Origin of the sequence: Carnobacterium sp. (genome assembly GCF_049673005.1) — a bacterium.
Lineage (GTDB): Bacteria > Bacillota > Bacilli > Lactobacillales > Carnobacteriaceae > Carnobacterium_A.
Window position 1 is genome coordinate 1 of the sequence record NZ_JBATXB010000078.1, and the last position, 18,848, is coordinate 18,848.

General features: G+C 34.8%; 15 protein-coding genes. All 15 read left to right on the plus strand.

Translation table 11 applies throughout. The features are described 5' to 3' along the window. A partial coding sequence (locus WBF61_RS06075; RefSeq protein ID WP_424254833.1) for an alpha/beta fold hydrolase occupies positions 1-586 on the plus strand: 586 nt, incomplete at its 5' end. 5 nt (positions 587-591) lie between these two features. Continuing rightward, complete coding sequence (locus WBF61_RS06080; protein WP_424254834.1) at positions 592-1,575, plus strand: sensor domain-containing diguanylate cyclase; 984 nt, start codon at positions 592-594, stop codon at positions 1,573-1,575. A 210-nt stretch (positions 1,576-1,785) separates the two neighbouring features. Next, positions 1,786-2,352, plus strand: a complete 567-nt coding sequence (gene pth / locus WBF61_RS06085) for an aminoacyl-tRNA hydrolase (RefSeq protein WP_424254836.1) — start codon at positions 1,786-1,788, stop codon at positions 2,350-2,352. 74 nt (positions 2,353-2,426) lie between these two features. Further along, entirely contained in the window at positions 2,427-5,951 is a 3,525-nt protein-coding gene (gene mfd / locus WBF61_RS06090) for a transcription-repair coupling factor (RefSeq protein ID WP_424254837.1), read from the plus strand. 39 nt (positions 5,952-5,990) lie between these two features. Further along, a complete protein-coding gene (locus WBF61_RS06095) occupies positions 5,991-7,589 on the plus strand; it encodes a putative polysaccharide biosynthesis protein (RefSeq protein ID WP_424254838.1) in 1,599 nt (532 codons plus the stop codon). After that, the gene (locus WBF61_RS06100) at positions 7,590-8,645 is read left to right on the plus strand and encodes a MazG nucleotide pyrophosphohydrolase domain-containing protein (protein ID WP_424254840.1); all 1,056 of its coding nucleotides are present in this window, start codon (positions 7,590-7,592) and stop codon (positions 8,643-8,645) included. Then, positions 8,642-8,911, plus strand: a complete 270-nt coding sequence (locus WBF61_RS06105; RefSeq protein WP_424254842.1) for an RNA-binding S4 domain-containing protein — start codon at positions 8,642-8,644, stop codon at positions 8,909-8,911. Before WBF61_RS06100 ends, WBF61_RS06105 begins: the two co-directional genes overlap by 4 nt. Positions 8,912-9,000: 89 nt before the next feature. Continuing rightward, positions 9,001-9,432 (plus strand): FtsB family cell division protein, encoded by a 432-nt coding sequence (locus tag WBF61_RS06110; protein ID WP_424254844.1) that lies wholly within the window; start codon positions 9,001-9,003, stop codon positions 9,430-9,432. Between the two features lie 147 nt (positions 9,433-9,579). Continuing rightward, the gene (locus WBF61_RS06115; RefSeq protein WP_424254846.1) at positions 9,580-10,074 is read left to right on the plus strand and encodes a S1 domain-containing RNA-binding protein; all 495 of its coding nucleotides are present in this window, start codon (positions 9,580-9,582) and stop codon (positions 10,072-10,074) included. A gap of 129 nt (positions 10,075-10,203) precedes the next feature. Continuing rightward, on the plus strand, positions 10,204-11,601 hold the full coding sequence (gene tilS, locus WBF61_RS06120; protein WP_424254848.1) for a tRNA lysidine(34) synthetase TilS: 1,398 nt from the start codon (positions 10,204-10,206) through the stop codon (positions 11,599-11,601). 30 nt (positions 11,602-11,631) lie between these two features. Further along, positions 11,632-12,171, plus strand: a complete 540-nt coding sequence (gene hpt / locus WBF61_RS06125; RefSeq protein WP_424254850.1) for a hypoxanthine phosphoribosyltransferase — start codon at positions 11,632-11,634, stop codon at positions 12,169-12,171. Positions 12,172-12,283: 112 nt separating this feature from the next. Next, entirely contained in the window at positions 12,284-14,434 is a 2,151-nt protein-coding gene (gene ftsH, locus WBF61_RS06130) for an ATP-dependent zinc metalloprotease FtsH (protein ID WP_424254852.1), read from the plus strand. 135 nt (positions 14,435-14,569) lie between these two features. After that, entirely contained in the window at positions 14,570-15,451 is an 882-nt protein-coding gene (hslO, locus tag WBF61_RS06135) for an Hsp33 family molecular chaperone HslO (RefSeq protein WP_424254853.1), read from the plus strand. Between the two features lie 239 nt (positions 15,452-15,690). Further along, complete coding sequence (gene cysK / locus WBF61_RS06140) at positions 15,691-16,626, plus strand: cysteine synthase A (RefSeq protein ID WP_424254855.1); 936 nt, start codon at positions 15,691-15,693, stop codon at positions 16,624-16,626. Positions 16,627-16,848: 222 nt separating this feature from the next. Further along, entirely contained in the window at positions 16,849-18,345 is a 1,497-nt protein-coding gene (gene lysS, locus WBF61_RS06145) for a lysine--tRNA ligase (protein ID WP_424254857.1), read from the plus strand. Positions 18,346-18,848 lie beyond the last annotated feature (503 nt).

Below are 18,848 nucleotides of genomic sequence, written 5' to 3' on the forward strand. Positions count from 1 at the left end.
ACAAGATGTCTTAGATATTGTAGAAGCATTAGATTTAAAAGAAATAATCTTTGTAGGACATTCCGTTAGTTCAATGATAGGTTTATTATCAGTACTTGAAAAACCAGGTCTTTTCGAAAAATTAATTATGATTGGACCTTCGCCTTGTTACCTAAACACAAACGATGGATATAAAGGTGGCTTTGATGAAAGTGATGTAAATGATTTGTTAGAAATGATGGAAATGAATTTTTCTGGTTGGGCAAGTTATATGGCACCAATAGGCATGCATCAAGGGAAAGATACTATTCAAACTAAAGAGCTAGAGCAAACGTTTAACTCCAATAATCCTAATATGGCACGGGAATTCGCAGAAGCAACTTTTTTTTCTGACTGTAGAAAAAAATTATCCTTATCTAAAATACCAACTCTTATTATGCAATGTTCTGAAGATAGCATTGTTCCTTTAGAAATAGGAGAGTACTTAAATGAGCATCTGGAAAATAGTATCATGCATGTGATGAATGCAAAAGGACACTATCCACATATCAGTAATCCAGAGGAAACCATTGGAATGATAAAAAGCTATTTAAATGATGGAGTCTAAGGACAATGAATAGGGAAGAGCGGTTGAAAAATGCACCTTGCGGATACCTCGTCCTTGATCATGATTCATACGTGATTGAGGTGAACGAGACTTTTTTAGTACAATTAGGCTTTACGAGGCAAGAAGCTGAGGGGAAACATATAGAATGGTTTTTAAAACCGGTTAATCGTATGTTATTTCATTCTTATTTTTATCCAACAATCAATCTTGAAAAAGAAATAAATGAATTTTTTATTAAGTTGAAAAATAAAGACGGAATAGAAGCTCCATATTTAATGAGTGCACGCCAGTTCGAAGAGAATGAAAAAGTAATAATCGATTGTGTTCTTCTACCTATGAATAAACGATTGGATTATGAATTAGAACTACGAAATACAAAATTCCAAATGGAACAAGCTTATTTAGAGAAAGAATCAGCATTGACAAAACTGAGGGATATCTATCAAGAAATAGAGAGTAAACAGCAAGAATTACTAAAAGTAAATGAACAACTAGTCAATCTATCAAATACTGATCAATTGACAGGTATTCCAAATAGAAGACTGTTTGAAATGAAGATGAAGGAACAAATAGTACGTTACTCAGCTAACGAAAAAATTACCTTTTGCCTATTTATGATTGATATTGATCATTTTAAAAAAATAAATGATCAATATGGACATCTAATTGGAGATAGTGTTTTAATAAAAATTGCTCAAATGATTCAAGAGCTTATTCCCGTTGAAGGAATGGTTGCTAGGTATGGAGGAGAGGAATTCATAGTCATTCTTCCTTATTTAAAAGAAGAAAAAATGTTTGAAGTAGCTCAAAAAATAAATGAAAGTATCGAAAAAGCTAACTGGGTAAAAATAGATGGTGTAACAGTTAGTGTAGGGGTATCTGATTTCCAGACAGGAGATACAAGAGACACTATTGTTGAAAGAGCAGATCTGGCCCTATATAAAGCGAAGAGAAATGGACGGAATCAAGTAGTTCACTCCTCAAATTAATGGTAAGAAGAGAGTTTTGTGAATGCTTATGAAAAATACTTGTAGAAAGATAAAACAAGTATTTTTTCTATTGTAAATCGATATGTGGTATACTTGGAAAAATAGTACTGGACGGAGATAATTTCGTGCGGCATTTTTTTGCGTACAATTCTTAAACGGTCCAAGACAAAGTCTGATAATAGAATACTAAAAAAATGGAGAATAAGTGATATGAAAATGATTGTTGGTTTAGGAAATCCTGGAGTGAAATACGCAAACACTAAGCATAATATAGGTTTTATGGTATTAGACGAGTTTGCAAGACAAAAAAAATTAACCTTTAACAAAAGTAAGTTTGAAGCTCTTTATACAGAGACATTTATCGGAATGGAAAAAATTTTGTTAGTTAAACCTCAAACCTTTATGAATGATTCTGGTCGTGCGGTTAGATCGTTAATGGATTATTTCGCTGTAGCAATAGAGGATATTGTGATTGTTTATGATGACCTAGATTTACCAGCTGGTAAAATCAGATTAAGACAAAAAGGTAGCGCGGGCGGACATAATGGAATAAAAAGTTTAATACAGCATCTTGGAACATCTGATTTCAATCGTATCCGTATAGGTATCGACCGTCCATTCTTTGATCAAACCGTAATAAATCATGTTTTAAGTGGATTTTCAAAAGAGAAAGAAGAAATCATTGGTTTTACGATTAAAGACGGCGCAGCCGCTATAGACTACTGGGTCAGTGGGCATCCTTTTATTGATGCAATGAACCAATACAATAAAAAATAGAATAGATGAATAAGAAGCCCAGTAAGAATCTGAGCTTCTTTTATCATCTGAAAACAAAAAAAGGAGTCTATATAGTGGGAGATATCAATACATTTTTAGCTGAGTCGCCTGACGTAAAGGGCTTGTTAGCAGGAATTGGTGAACAAAAAGTTCAGTTAGTTACAGGATTAGCAGGTTCGGCTAGAACTCTAATTACACATACGATTTTAGAAAAAAAGAAACGACCAATTATTTTAATTACACACAATTTGTTTCACGCTCGACAATTATTAGAAGATTTTTCAGGTTTTATCGCTGAAGAAAATTTGCATTTGTTTCCAGTGGAGGAAATGCTTTATGCGGAAATGTCTATTTCATCTCCGGAAGCAAGGACAGAGAGAGTGGCTGCTCTAGATTTTTTAATTTCTGGAAAACCTGGAATAGTTATTGTCCCACTAGCTGGAATTAGAAAATTATTGCCTCCAAAGAAAATATGGGAAAATGCTCGCTTCGAGGTACAATTAGGAGGCGAATTAGACGTATCAGGTATGGCACGAAAACTAGTAGATATGGGATATATAAGACAACAACTTGTTGGTAGCCCAGGAGAATTTAGTATACGTGGAGGGATTATTGACATATATCCTCTTACGGAAGAACATCCTATTCGTATTGATTTATTTGATGTAGAAGTTGATTCTTTGCGCTTCTTTAATGCAGACAACCAACGTTCAATTAAAAATATTGAGTCTATAACTATTTTGCCAGCTATTGATACACTTTACACTCATGATTTACTTCAAAGTGCTGCTCCAAATTTTTCAAGAGCAGTAGCAGCTAATATAGAATTGTTAAAAGACGCAGATGCGAAACAGACATTCACACAATACGTTACGCCTGTTATGGATGCTTTCGACAAGGGCGAACCGATAGATCAGTTGGCATTATTTACTGATTATATCTATTCTGAATCGACGAGTATTTTAGATTATATCAGCAAAAAAAGTATTGTTATTTTAGATGAATACCCACGCATTATGGAAACAGAACGACAATTAATAAAAGAGGAAACAGAATGGATTACAGAAAAACTTTCAGAAAATCGTATTTTACGAGAACAAGTTGTTTCTAATGATTTTCGTACTAAAATTAAAACTATTAAACAGGACCTGTTATATTTTTCGCTTTTCCAAAAAGGTATGGGAAATCTACGTTTTTCAGAAATCCATCCTTTCTCCTATCGCAATACACAACAATTTTTTGGACAAATGCCGTTATTGAAAACGGAAATGGATCGCTGGATAAAGCAAAACAATACAGTTATCGTAATGGTGCCAACGGATGAACGAGCAAAAAAAGTTCAGCAAATTTTTAAAGACTTTGAAATTGTTAGTAAAGTTATTAAACCGAAAAAAATTGAAGTTGGAAAGGTTCAGATTTTAAAAGGAACAATTCAAAATGGGTTTGAGCTACCAACCGATAAATTGGTTTTGCTGACTGAACGCGAGTTGTTTAATAAGGTAACGAAAAAAACACCAAGACGTCAAACTTTATCAAATGCAGAGAGACTAAAAAGTTACAATGAACTTAATCCTGGTGACTTTGTTGTTCACGTAAATCATGGGATTGGTAAATATACAGGAATGGAAACGTTAACGATTGATGGCATACATCAAGACTATATGTCCATAATCTATAAAGATGAAGCTAAGTTATTTATTCCTGTTACACAATTAAACTTATTACAAAAGTATGTGTCTTCAGAAGCTAAAACACCAAAAATAAATAAATTAGGTGGAACAGAATGGGCTAAAACGAAGAAAAAAGTTGCTAGTAAAATTGAAGATATAGCAGATGAATTAATAGAGCTTTATGCAGCCCGTGAACAGGAGGTTGGTTATTCTTTTCCTTCGGATAATGACTACCAACAGGAATTCGAAAATGCTTTTCCTTACACAGAAACTCCTGATCAGTTACGCAGTACAGCTGAGATTAAACATGATATGGAAAGCAAGAAACCGATGGATCGTTTGCTGGTTGGAGATGTGGGCTATGGAAAAACCGAAGTAGCTATGCGTGCTATCTTCAAAGCTGTTCAAGAAGGTAAGCAAGCGGCATTTTTAGTGCCAACAACTATATTAGCTCAGCAACATTACGAAACGTTGAAGCAACGATTTGCAGAATTTCCGATTGAAATTGGTTTATTAAGCCGATTTAGAACAAAAAAACAACAAGCTGAAACAATTGAAGGAATAAGAAAAGGCCAAGTAGATATTATAATAGGGACTCACCGAATTCTATCTAAAGATATTGAGTTTCAAGATATTGGTCTATTAATTGTAGATGAAGAACAACGATTTGGAGTTAAACACAAAGAAAAATTAAAACAGTTAAAGGCTCAAGTTGATGTTTTAACTTTGACAGCTACTCCTATACCAAGAACGTTGCATATGTCTATGCTCGGTGTACGCGATTTATCGGTTATTGAAACACCACCTGCTAATCGCTATCCTATTCAAACTTATGTTATGGAACAAAATCTTGGAGCTGTTCGTGAAGCTATTGAGCGTGAAATGGCAAGGGGCGGTCAGGCGTTTTATTTGCATAACCGAGTAGCAACTATCGAAAAGAAAGTTGAAGAATTAAAGCAATTGATTCCTGAAGCTCGAATTGGATTTGCTCATGGACAAATGACTGAAAACCAGTTGGAGAATGTGCTCTTTCAATTTATTGAAGGGGAGTATGATGTGCTCGTTACTACGACAATTATAGAAACTGGAGTAGATATTCCCAACGTGAACACTCTATTTGTTGAAAATGCAGATCATATGGGATTATCTCAACTCTATCAGTTGAGAGGCCGAGTTGGACGAAGCAACCGAGTAGCTTATGCTTATTTTTTGTATCAAGCAGATAAAGTTCTAAATGAGGTCAGTGAAAAAAGATTGCAAGCGATTAAAGATTTTACAGAATTAGGTTCAGGATTTAAAATTGCTATGCGTGATTTATCTATTCGTGGAGCGGGGAATTTATTAGGGTCTCAGCAACATGGCTTTATCGATTCTGTCGGATTTGATTTGTATTCAGAAATGTTAAGTGAAGCGGTAGCTCGAAAACGTGGTCTAGAGCAGAAAGAAGAAACAACACAAGTGGAAATTGATTTAGGAATAAATGCGTATCTGCCAGGTACTTATATTGAAGATGAGCGTCAAAAAATTGAAGTGTATAAACGAATCCGTGAGTTGCGTGATGAAGAAACATATGTACAGTTGCAAGATGAAATCATTGATCGTTTTGGTGAATACCCAGATGAAGTTGCTGATTTATTAGTTATTGGCCTAATTAAGCTATATAGCGAACGGGCATTAATTGAAACAATCAGACGTTCTGATGAAGAGATTGAATTAATTTTCTCTGAATCTGGATCAAGTACTCTACCTGCGGAAGAAGTATTCAGAGCGCTTGGCGAAGTTCCGTTAAAAGCAAACATGAATGCGAAAAAGAATAAATTCTATGTAACCATACAAATCGGAAAAGCGCACACTTACCAGTGGTTAGATTATCTTCAGAAGTTTGCAAAAGTTATAGCAACTTATCGCAGAGAGAAGTCTGGAAACTAAAAAAATGATACACTGCACTTTGAAAGGTGAGGTTTCTGTGTGGACAATCAACAAATGAGAAAAACGATGAATGGAGCGGTACTTCTTTCCTTAGCAGCTTTGATAGCAAAAGTTCTTAGTGCAGTCTATCGAGTCCCTTTTCAAAATAGCGTAGGCAATACAGGTTTTTATGTGTACCAACAAGTCTATCCCATTTACGGAATAGGCATGACGATAGCATTAAGTGGATTACCAGTTTTTTTATCAAAACTTGTTGCGGAGCAGCAAACAAATAAGCAACAAATCAATTTAATCAAAAGAGTTTTTATTTTATTATCTGTTTTTTCGATTCTTCTATTTTCTCTAATTTTTTTTAAAGCAGACTGGATAGCTAAAGGAATGGGAGATGCCCTACTGACTCCTATTATTCGATCTGTCTCATGGTTATTTTTATTAGTACCCATATTAACAACGACTCGTGGTTATTTTCAGGGAACATTTCGTATGATGCCAACAGCCGTTTCACAAGTTGTAGAACAAACTATTCGTGTGACGGTCATTTTAATAGCGGCGTATCTATTTAATTTATTAAACTGGAATGTTTATCAAATGGGAACAGCAGCTATGAGCAGTGCCTGGATTGCTGGGCTTGCGGCTAGCTTAATTTTATTTTTCTCAGTGATAAAAAAAAGAGAAAGAGCGGACAATACTATTTTATATCTAAATGATGAAAAAACTGAAACCATGAGTTATAGGACTCTAATTAGGCGGTTTACGACAGAAGGTATAGCACTATCATTATTTAGTGCATTATTAATATTGTTGCAGCTGATTGATTCTTTTACTCTCTATAAAGGACTAACGTATGCAGGGATGTCTTCAGAATTAGCCAAAAACGCTAAAGGGATTTATGATAGAGGGCAACCGTTAATTCAATTAGGTATGATAGTTTCAACAGCTTTCTCAACAACATTAATTCCAGTATTGAGCCATGCAGTTTCTGAAAAAAAAGAACTGGAATTTTTGCGATCAGCTAGTTCGATGGTTCGAATGACAGTGACTTTTTCAGTAGCTGCAACAACAGGTTTAGTAGTTTTGATGCCTTATATCAATCAATTATTATTTGGGGATCGTTTTGGAGTAGGAGTATTGAGGATCTACATGCTAGCTATCCTATTTGCTTCTTTGATAGGGTCATATCATGCAATTTTACAAAGTCAAAACCATCATTACTTAATAATGGGTGCTTTAATAATGGGTTTGGTAATGAAATGGGTAGCGAACCATCTCTTTGTTACAAAATTTGGTACAATAGGTGCAAGCCTAGCTACAGTTTTATCTTTAGGGCTCATTTTATTTGTTATCCGCTTTGGATTACCACGACTTTTGAAAAGAGAACTCACTAAAAAAAGATTTGTTTTAAAAATAAGTTTGATTAGTCTAGTTATGGGAATAACAGTATGGTTGATAACACACTATATAGAGAACTGGATTTTTAATGATGGAAATCGAATGGATGCTTTTGCATTAACTTCAATAGGAATAATAGTAGGAATCAGTGTATTCTTATTCGGATTGCTCCGATTTAAAGTCTTAACAATCCGAGAATGGTTATCTTTGCCATTTGGCAAAAAAATACTAAGAAAAGAGGTGAAGTAAATGGGAAAAATTAGTGTAGTTGGCTTAGGCCCTAGTGATTTAGAGCAACTGCCAATGGGTGTTTACCATTTATTAAAAAGTGGGATTCCTGTTTATTTACGTACAAAATTGCATCCTGTTGTTTCGGAATTAGAGCAAGAAGGTTTTGAATTTATTTCATTCGATACAGTCTATGAAAAAAGCGGCAAATTCGAAGAGGTTTATGATAGTATTTCAGCAGAATTAATTGCGTTAGCCGCTAAAAAAGATATTATTTATGCTGTTCCAGGGCATCCAATGGTTGCGGAAAAATCAGTTCAACTCTTACTTGATAATAAACAAGGAATCCAAATTGAGATTAAGGGCGGGAAAAGTTTTTTAGATGATTTGTTTCAAGCCGTTAAAATAGATCCGATAGAAGGATTTCAACTAGTTGATGCATTGGATTTAAAACAAGACGAATTAGAGGTCGGGCAACATATTATTATTATGCAAGTTTTTAATCAATATATTGCGAGTGATGTTAAGTTAACGCTAACTGAAAAATATCCAGATAATCATATTGTGGCCTTGGTTCATGCAGCTGGAAGCAAAGCAGAAAAAATTGACTGGTTGCCACTTGTTGAAATTGATCGTATGGAAGGGGTTCATAATCTAACTTCAATGTATGTCCCACCTTTGGCGAAAGATGATCAAATGAAATCATTTCAAACGGTACAATACTATATTGACAAAATCACTGGAGAGAATGGTGACAGCTGGATTAAAGAACAAACGCATGAAAGTTTAATCCCTTATTTAAAAGAAGAAACAAAAGAATTTATAGAGGCTGTTGAAAATGAGGACGATTTAAATATGGTAGAAGAATTAGGTGATATTTTAATGCAAATTTTGTATCATACTAATTTAGGAGAACGCTCAGGCTATTTTTCTTTAGAAGAAGTGTTAGAAACATTGAATAAGAAATTGCGAAGACGTCATCCGCATGTATTTGACGGAGTTGAAGCAGCAAGTATCGAAGAAGTAGAAATCTTATGGAATAAAATAAAAGCAGAAGAAATGAGGGAGAAAGAATGAGATTAGATAAATTTTTAAAAATTTCACGTATCATTAAACGTCGGACAATAGCTAAGGAAGTTGCAGATAAGGGTCGTATTCAAGTAAATGGAGTAGTTGCAAAATCATCATCAGATGTAAAAGTTGGAGATGAATTAACAATTAGTTTTGGCAACAAAACAATGATTGTAAAGATAGAAAAAATTGTTGAGTCAACAAAAAAAGAAGAGACTAAAGAAATGTACACAATCATTAGTGAGAAATCAAAAACTGATGAAAGCAAGTAATCGTTATTTTTATCAATTATGTTAGACAACGCATCCGCTTTCTTGCTATAATCTAATTAGTATTATAGTAGCAAAAGGATGGGAAATTTATGAAGAAAAAAGAACCAACAAATGTTGCTAGGTTACAAAACGACTATACAAAAGCTAAGACTCTTCAGGCTCATCGTGAACAGAAAATAAGACGTAAGAGACGTGTAAGAGCGACAATCATTTTATTAGTAGGTTCAATTGTTATTATTTTTTTGTCGTTAAAGATTTATACTAATGTACAATCTATTTCAAAAATGGAAATAGAGAAACAAGAAGCGGAAGTTACTTTAAAAGATACGAAACAAGAGCAAGAACAGCTTCAAATTCAAATTAAACGTTTAGAAGACGAAAACTATGTTGCCAAGTTAGCTAGAAGTCAATATTATTTATCTAAAGAGAACGAAATAATCTTTAGTCTACCTGAAGATAATGCGGCAAAAGTGATTGAAAAAGCAAAAGATAAAGAAAAAAAAATACAAGAAGATAGATAAACACAGTGTTAAAACTATAATTAGGTTTAGATAGTAACAAAATAAGCGACTATTTGTAAAGAAATCGTTAAATAGCAATAAATTGTTTGAAGTCGCCAAATAGCATGCTATAATGGGCGTACAAGTTCTAAGGAGGAAACAATTTTAATGTCAATTGAAGTGGGAAATAAAGTATCAGGAAAAGTATCAGGTATTACAAATTTTGGTGCATTCATCGATCTAGGAGACAGAAAAACAGGATTAGTTCATATTAGTGAAGTATCCGATAGTTTCATTAAAGATATAAAAGATGTATTAAAAATTGGAGAAGAAGTCACTGTAAAAGTTATGTCTATTGGAGACGATGGGAAAATCGGTCTTTCTATTAGACGCGCAGTTGATAAGCCAGTTGAACCTGCTTCAAGCACTCCAGAAAAAACAGGTGGTTACCAAGGGCGTCGCGAAAGTGCAGCTCCTCGTAGTGGTGGATACCAAAATCCACGAGGCAATAGCAATAGCCGTGGAATGAAAACTGTAGAACCTAAAAAAGATGATTTTGATTCATTGATGTCATCATTTTTAAAAGATAGTGATGATCGTTTAACAATACTGAAAAGAAGTACTGAAGGAAAACGTGGCGGCCGAGGCGGGCGTCGTAACTAAAAAGAAAAACTAAGGATAAGGAGACTTATCCTTTTTTATATTTGTTCTTATTTGCTATATTATAGGAAGTAGCTAATAAAACGATCTTAAAGCAAGAGAGTCAAACTCAAAACACGAGGGGATTAAAAAATGGATTTGGTTTTTGATTTCACGCAAAACTGCAAACGTCATCTTCTTTGGAAACCCTCAGATCGTATATTAATTGCTGTTTCCAGTGGAGTTGACTCTATGGTACTGTTGGACTTAATCCAACATTTACCTGATTCTCTGCGTCCTTGGTATGGTGTTCTTCATGTCAATCATGAATTGCGTAGTTCTTCTATTGAAGAAGAACGTTTCTTAGAAAATCTGTGTTACTTAAAAAAGATTCCTTATTTTAGTCGCAGCTGGAAGAAAGAAGAACACCCTGAAAAGGGGATAGAGTTAGCAGCTCGTAATTTCAGATATACATTTTTTGAAGAAATGATGGAATTAAACAAAGCAACTCATCTTCTTACGGCTCATCATGCAGACGATCAATTAGAGACAGTTTTGATGAGATTAGTGCGCGGTGGGCAGATAGACGGTATGGTAGGTATTAAAGATCAGCGGAAATTTGGACCAGGTGTTCTTGTTCGACCATTGTTGCATTATTCGAAAGAAGATATTTATGCTTATAGCAAAATTCATCAATTGGCTTATTATGAAGATGAGACGAATAGTGATCCAATGTATACTCGTAATCGTTACCGACAAAGAATAGTCCCTTTGTTAAAACTTGAAAATGATCAAGTTTTAACTCATTTTAAAGATTTTTCTTCTGATTTATCTGATATTCTATCTATAACGAACAAAGTTATTCAAGAAAAAAGTGAACTAGTTTTAGTAGAAAGTAGTTCTGTTTTTTATGAGATTGATAAAACAACCCTGTTAAGCCTCGAACCAGGACTTCAGAGACAAGTCTTAAAGTATATTTTATTGAACAAAGTGTACAAATTTCAGCCGGTCGAAACACTTAGAAAACAAGTAGAAGAGTTAGTAGGATTAATGACTAGTTCTAAATCAAATGCGCAATTAGATTTACCCAAAGGCTGGAAGGCTAGGCGTCAATACCAGCAATTGTTTTTAGAAAAAACTAACCCGGAAAAAGTAAAAACTACTTGTAGTCAAAAAAAGCTGTTTCCTGAACAATGGGTTTTTTTAGAAGATGGAGCAAGAGTAGGTTTATTTAAAAGAGATGCGCATGTTATTTCACCTTACGAAAAAGATAAGCATATATGGATTAATCCCAACCAAGTAGTCATGCCATTAGTTATTCGACACCGAAAAAAAGGAGATCGAATGACATTAAAAGGTATGCAGACAGGTCGCAAAAAAATAAAAGATATTTTGATTGATCAAAAAATACCTATAAAAATGCGTGATGAAGTAAGTGTATTAACGGATTCTTTGGGTGAAATAATTTGGTTATTAAATTATAAGGAATCTAGATTGTCTATTCCGCGTGAAACTGATAAAATACAATACATACTCGTTTACCAAGAATAAAAGAGATGTATTGAAAAGGAGAACTTAAAAATGATGAAAAATGATATTGAACGCGTTTTGTTTTCTAAAGAACGGTTAGAAGAGAAAACGGTAGAATTAGGAAAACAGTTAACAGTAGACTACAAAGATAAAACTCCATTAGTTATTGGAATATTAAAAGGAGCTACTCCATTCTTATCTGACCTTATTAAGGAGATGGATGTTTATCTTGAAATGGATTTTATGGATGTTTCAAGTTATGGAGGAGGGATTACTTCTTCTGGCGAAGTTAAGATTCTTAAAGATTTAGATACAAATGTTGAAGGCAAAGATTTATTAATTGTGGAAGATATTATCGATAGTGGGAGAACACTAAGTTATCTAATGGAAATGTTCCGATATCGTAAAGCGAAATCTATTAAAATTGTCACTTTACTAGATAAGCCTGAAGGAAGAGTAGTCGATATAAAAGCTGATTATGTAGGGTTTTTAGTTCCGAATGAGTTTGTAGTTGGCTATGGTTTGGATTATGATGAAAAGTATCGTAACCTACCTTACATTGGTATCTTGAAACCTGAAATTTATCAGTAGAAATAAATGGTCAACGAAGGTCAAATGTGATATGATTAGATGGATTTAAAATCTTGAAATTTAAAAATAAAGTACAAAACTATGAAGGTTTATTTGTAGAAGGAGGGCAACAATGAAAAAAGGACTCTTAAAAAATGGAGTCTTCTATGCAATCGTATTTCTAGGGATTATTGGAATCGTGACCTGGGCAACAGGTGGCTCATCTGGTGAACAAACCACTGAAATTCCGGCTAGTGAATTCGTAACGCAATTAGAAGAAAATCAAGTAGAAAAATTCACAATTCAACCCAATGCCGGCGTGTATAAGATTACTGGGGAATATCGTAAAGCTCAACCTTTGAAAAAAGAATCTGGTTCAAATATAAATATTTTTGGATCTACTGAAACATCTAGTAAAAACTTTACAACATCTGTTTTGCAAAATGATTCAACAGTAAGTGAAATCGATTCTCTTGCAAAAGAGAATAAAATTGAAGTAGCGCCATTACCAGAAGAATCTTCAGGTATTTGGGTGACGTTGCTAGTTTCTGTTTTACCGCTAGTGATTTTTGTCTTCTTTATCTATATGATGATGGGACAAAGTGGACAAGGTGGCGGCGGTCAAGGCGGACGTGGCGTGATGAATTTTGGTAAGTCTAAAGCAAAAGAATCTGATAACAAAGCTAATAAAGTACGCTTTTCTGACGTTGCTGGTGCAGATGAAGAAAAAGAAGAACTTGTTGAAGTTGTTGAATTCTTAAAAGATCCAAGACGTTTTTCTGAGCTTGGTGCACGTATTCCAGCAGGTGTTTTATTAGAAGGACCTCCTGGTACAGGTAAAACTTTACTTGCTAAAGCAGTGGCTGGCGAAGCTGGCGTACCGTTTTATTCTATTTCTGGTTCAGACTTTGTTGAGATGTTTGTTGGAGTTGGAGCAAGTCGTGTACGTGATTTGTTTGAAAATGCGAAGAAAACTGCACCATCTATTATCTTTATTGATGAAATTGATGCAGTTGGTCGTCAACGTGGCGCAGGAATGGGTGGCGGACATGATGAGCGTGAGCAAACATTGAATCAATTATTAGTTGAATTAGATGGTTTTTCAGGTAATGAAGGAGTTATCGTCATTGCTGCAACAAACCGTTCTGATGTTTTAGATCCTGCATTGTTACGTCCGGGTCGTTTCGACCGTCAGATTCTGGTTGGACATCCAGATGTTAAAGGCAGAGAAGCTATCTTGAAAGTTCATGCTAAAAACAAACCAATTAGTAAGGAAGTAGATTTAAGAGTTATTGCAACACAGACACCAGGATTTTCTGGTGCTGATTTAGAGAATCTGTTGAATGAAGCGGCTTTAGTAGCGGCAAGACGCAATAAAAAAACAATTGATGCATTAGATTTAGATGAAGCTCAAGATCGGGTTATCGCAGGTCCGGCTAAGAGAAATCGTGTTATTAGTAAAGTTGAACGAGCAATGATTGCTTATCACGAAGCGGGTCATACGATTTGTGGAATGGTGTTAAGTGACGCACGTGTCGTTCATAAAGTAACCATCGTTCCTCGCGGAAGAGCTGGCGGATATGCTATTATGCTTCCTAAAGAAGATCGATTCTTAATGACTAAAAAAGAGATGACTGAACAGATTGTTGGGTTGTTAGGCGGGCGTGTAGCTGAGGAATTAGTTTTTGACTCACAATCATCAGGCGCAAGCAATGACTTTCAACAAGCAACGGCTTTAGCTAGAAGTATGGTAACGGAATATGGAATGAGTGACAAACTAGGTCCTGTACAGTACGAAGGGAATCATCAAGTGTTTGTTGGACGCGATTACGGTCAAACTAAAGCATATTCTGAACAAGTAGCATTTGAAATTGATCAAGAAGTTCGTAGCATAATTGTTGCAGCACATGATCAAGCTCGTCAAATTCTTGAAGAGCATAAAGATGCACACAAGTTAATTGCTGAAAAATTACTTGAACTAGAAACGTTAGATGAATTAACAATTAAGAGCTTGTTTGAAACAGGTGAAATGCCCGTAATAGTAAAATCTTCTAAAAATGAATTCCCTCATGAAGAAACAGAAGGAAAAACGTTTGAAGAGATTAAACGAGCTAGAGAAGCTAAAGAAGCTGAACGTTTAGAAAAAGAAGCGAAAAAACATGAAGCACCAGAAAGTGCTGAAGAAATTGTAGAAGATGTAAAAAAAGAATTAGGCGTTGAAGAAGATAGTCATGAAGAGAGAAATTCTCAAAATAAAATAGATGATGATAAAGATAATCATTAATTTATAAATAAAAAAGGATGCGTGTAAGTGCGCTCCTTTTTTTTATTCAATAGTACCTAATAAACATACTTACTTTACTTTGGAAATAGTCTGATTTAAAGTAAGCATATTAAAAAAATTAAAGGGGTTAGGTAAATGTCAGATTATTTATTAAAAAGTCTAGGTTACAATGGGGAAGTTAGAATATATGCGGTTGATGCAACAGAAGCGGTGTCAGAAGCTCAGCGCAGACACGGTACTTGGAGCGCAGCATCTGCAGCTTTAGGTCGTACAATGATAGGCGGTATCTTACTTGGGGCTACCTTAAAAGGTAAAGAAAAAATGACTGTGAAAGTTGAAGGGAATGGTCCAGCAGGACATATAATTGTTGATAGTAATGGGAAAGGTGAAGTAAAAGGCTATATAGCTAATCCGAAAATAAGTCTACCTTTAAACGAAGTTGGGAAATTAGATGTCCGTGGAGCGGTAGGGACACAAGGGACGCTAACGGTAACTAAAGATTTAGGGATGAAAGAAGCGTTCTCTGGACAAGTTCCTTTGGTCAGCGGGGAGTTAGGGGAAGATTTCACTTACTATATGGCTAATTCAGAACAAACTCCTTCAGCAATTGGACTTAGTGTTTTAGTTGATACAGATGACTCTATTAAAGCGGCTGGAGGATTTATGATTCAAGTTATGCCGGGTGCTACTGATGAAACAATTACAGCGTTGGAAGAAAGATTGGCTTCTATTCCAATGATTTCTCAATTAATGGATGAGGGAGAAAATCCTGAGTCCATTTTAAATCGTTTAGTTGGTGAGGGAAATGTTAAAATCTTAGAAAAAATGCCTGTATCATTTAAGTGTGAGTGTTCAAAAGAACGTTTTTCAACTGCGATAATAGCATTAGGTACAGAAGAAATTAACAGTATGATTGAAGAAGATCAAGGTGCTGAAGCAAGTTGTCATTTCTGTGGAAATCAATATCATTTTAATGTGGCTGATTTAGAAAGTCTGAAAGCAGAAGCTAGTAGATAGAGATTAATAGTTGGCGGATAAAATTTTAAAAAGGCTTGAAATCAATGTTTTCTGAATTGGTTTCAAGCCTTTTTTGAGTTTGGATTAGTTTTGTCTCAGCCTCTATTTCTCTATTAAAGTTATTTATATTAGCGTTTATTAAAAATTGTTGAAAAGTAGCGAAAGGGTTTAAGCTTGCTATCATAGCTTATTAACCTTAAAATTATTATATTGAAGTAATTTTAAGGAGGAACAGTATAATGTTGAAAAAAGTTACATGTATCACAGATTTAATTGGAGATACACCTCTATTAAAGTTGTCGAATAAAATTGTACCGGTTGGTGCGGCAGACGTCTATGTTAAAATAGAATCAGCAAATATTGGTGGAAGTATAAAAGATAGAATAGCGTTAAATATGATTGAAGTTGCTGAACAAGAAGGGAAATTAAATCCAGGAGATACAATTGTTGAACCAACTAGTGGGAATACTGGTGTAGGTTTAGCGATGATTGCAGCAGCGAAAGGATACAAAGCAGTTTTTGTTATGCCGGACACTATGAGCATTGAACGACGTAAATTGTTAAAAGCATATGGAGCCGAACTAGTCCTAACGCCGGGTGCTGGTGGGATAAAAGCATCAATCGCCAAAGCTTCAGAAATATCTAGCCAATCGGGTTATTTTATGCCGTTACAATTTGAGAATATGGCTAACCCCGCTGTTCATGCAGCTACAACTGGTCCAGAAATATTAGCGGCTTTTGAAGGAGAATCATTAGATGCTTTTGTAGCTACTGTTGGAACAGGCGGAACGTTAACAGGTGTAGGGAAAGTTTTGAAAGAGGCTGACCCGAATACTAAAATATATGCTTTAGAACCTACTGAGTCACCTATTTTAAGTGGTGGGGAACCTAGGCCGCATAAAATCCAAGGTATTGGAACTGGATTTGTTCCAAAAGTATTAGATACTCTTATATATGATGACGTGTTACACGTTACAAGTGAAGAGGCTTTTGAAATGACACGTAAAGTTGCTTTGCTGGAAGGGCTACTAGTTGGGATTTCTTCAGGCGCAGCGATAAAAGGTGCGATAGACGTGGCTGTAAAACTAGGTTCGGGCAAAAAAGTTGTGACGATTGCTCCTGACAACGGTGAGCGCTATCTTTCGACAGCTTTATTCCCTAATGAAGAAGAATAAGGTATTTTTAAAGGAAATAGGTTTCTTTATTGGAAGAAATAAGGTTTAATAAAATATATATATATAAATTATGGAATAAACTGAAAAAGAAAAAGTAGATAAGAAAGCAAGTTAGGGAATACGTGAGAACTTCTCTAATTCACTTGCTTTTTTTGTGTGCTCTTGGCATTATTAAGAAGACAACGAAACAAATGGATGAACTAAAGAAATGGAGTGAAAAACATGAGCCATGAAGAAATACATGAAGAAATGAATGATCAATTACAAGTGAGACGAGAAAAAATGACTCATTTACGTGAACGCGGAATTGATCCGTTCGGTGGACGTTTTGAAAGAACACATTTATCTAGTGAGGTACATGCAAGTTATGATGAATTTACAAAAGAAGAGCTTGCTGAAAAAGAAGAAATTGTTACAATAGCAGGTCGAATAATGACGAAGCGTGGAAAAGGAAAAGTTGGTTTTGCACATTTGCAAGATCGCAAGGGTAGAATTCAATTATACGTAAGGAAAGATGCGGTAGGCGATGAAGACTATGAAACATTTGATAGCGCTGATTTAGGAGATTTCATCGGAGTTACAGGAACTGTTATGAAAACAAATACAGGTGAAGTTACCGTTAAACCGTCTTCAATTGTACAATTGTCGAAAGCTTTGCGACCTTTGCCAGATAAATATCATGGACTAACCAATATAGAACAACGTTATAGACAACGTTATTTAGATCTAATTAGTAACCAAGAAAGTTTTGATCGTTTTACTAAACGAAGTGAGATCATTCGAGAAATCCGTACTTTCTTAAATGCGAAAGACTATTTAGAAGTAGAAACACCAACGTTGCATAATCTTGCTGGTGGAGCTGCGGCTCGACCTTTTATCACGCATCATAATGCTTTGGACATGGAATTATATTTACGTATTGCTTTAGAGTTACATTTAAAACGTTTAATAGTCGGCGGCATGGAAAAAGTTTATGAAATTGGAAGAGTATTCCGTAATGAAGGGATAGACACAACGCATAATCCAGAGTTTACTATGTTAGAGTTGTACACGGCTTATACTGATTTTGATGATGTAATGAATTTAACAGAAGATTTAATTCGTACAGTTACTGAAAGAGTTGTAGGAACTGGACATATTGTTTACAATGAACAAGAAATTGATATTGCTAGCCCGTGGAAACGTCAACATATGGTAGATGCAATTAAGGAGCAGACAGGGGTAGATTTTTGGCAGGAGATGACCGCTGAAGAAGCTGTTTCGCTTGCTAAGGAGCATAACGTACCACTGCCAGATCATAGTCAATTTGGTCATGTAGTAAATGAATTTTTTGAAGTGTTTGTAGAAGATAAATTAATTCAGCCTACATTTATATTTGGTCATCCAGTAGAGATCTCTCCTTTAGCAAAGAAGAATACGGCTGATCCAAGATTCACTGATCGCTTTGAAGTATTTATTGTAGGAAATGAATACGGAAATGCGTTTAGCGAGTTAAACGATCCTATAGATCAAAAAGAACGTTTTGAAGCACAAGGAAAAGAACGGGAACAAGGAAATGATGAAGCTCATCCTATAGATGAAGATTTTATAGAAGCTTTAGAATATGGTATGCCGCCAACTGGTGGGCTAGGAATAGGAATTGACCGTCTGGTTATGCTTTTAACAAACGCACAATCAATCCGCGATGTTTTATTGTTTCCAGCAATGCGTAATAATTAATAAACATAAACTTTTATGCTATTTGTAAGTTCAAAAGGATCAGGTCATTTTTCATCCTGTTCCTTTTGAATTATAAATTTTTGGAAGTTTTTTTGATTCCATTTCCTAGGTATAGCTATTAGAAGAATGGATTTTACAATAGAAAGTATGAACTCTTTTAGAATGAATATTTATGCTTTTAAATATTATGAGATAGTTAGATTCAAAATAAAAAATAATTAGTTTTTAAGAATTTTGCGGAATTCTTTTTGCATATTTTATATTGGATGAAAATAAATAAATTCTTTTCAGAAAACAGTTGACGTGAGTTTGGCAACCTGTTATATTAGTAGATGTCGCAACGATACATGGCGGTAACAATGAAAAACAAATATTTAAAAGTGTTGACAAGTTAATCAGCATCTGGTAATATTTAGAAGTTGTCAAAACGACAACGCAAACAAATTAGACCTTTGAAAACTGAACAAAGTAAAACAATAAACTGTGAACGGCGGTTCGGCCAA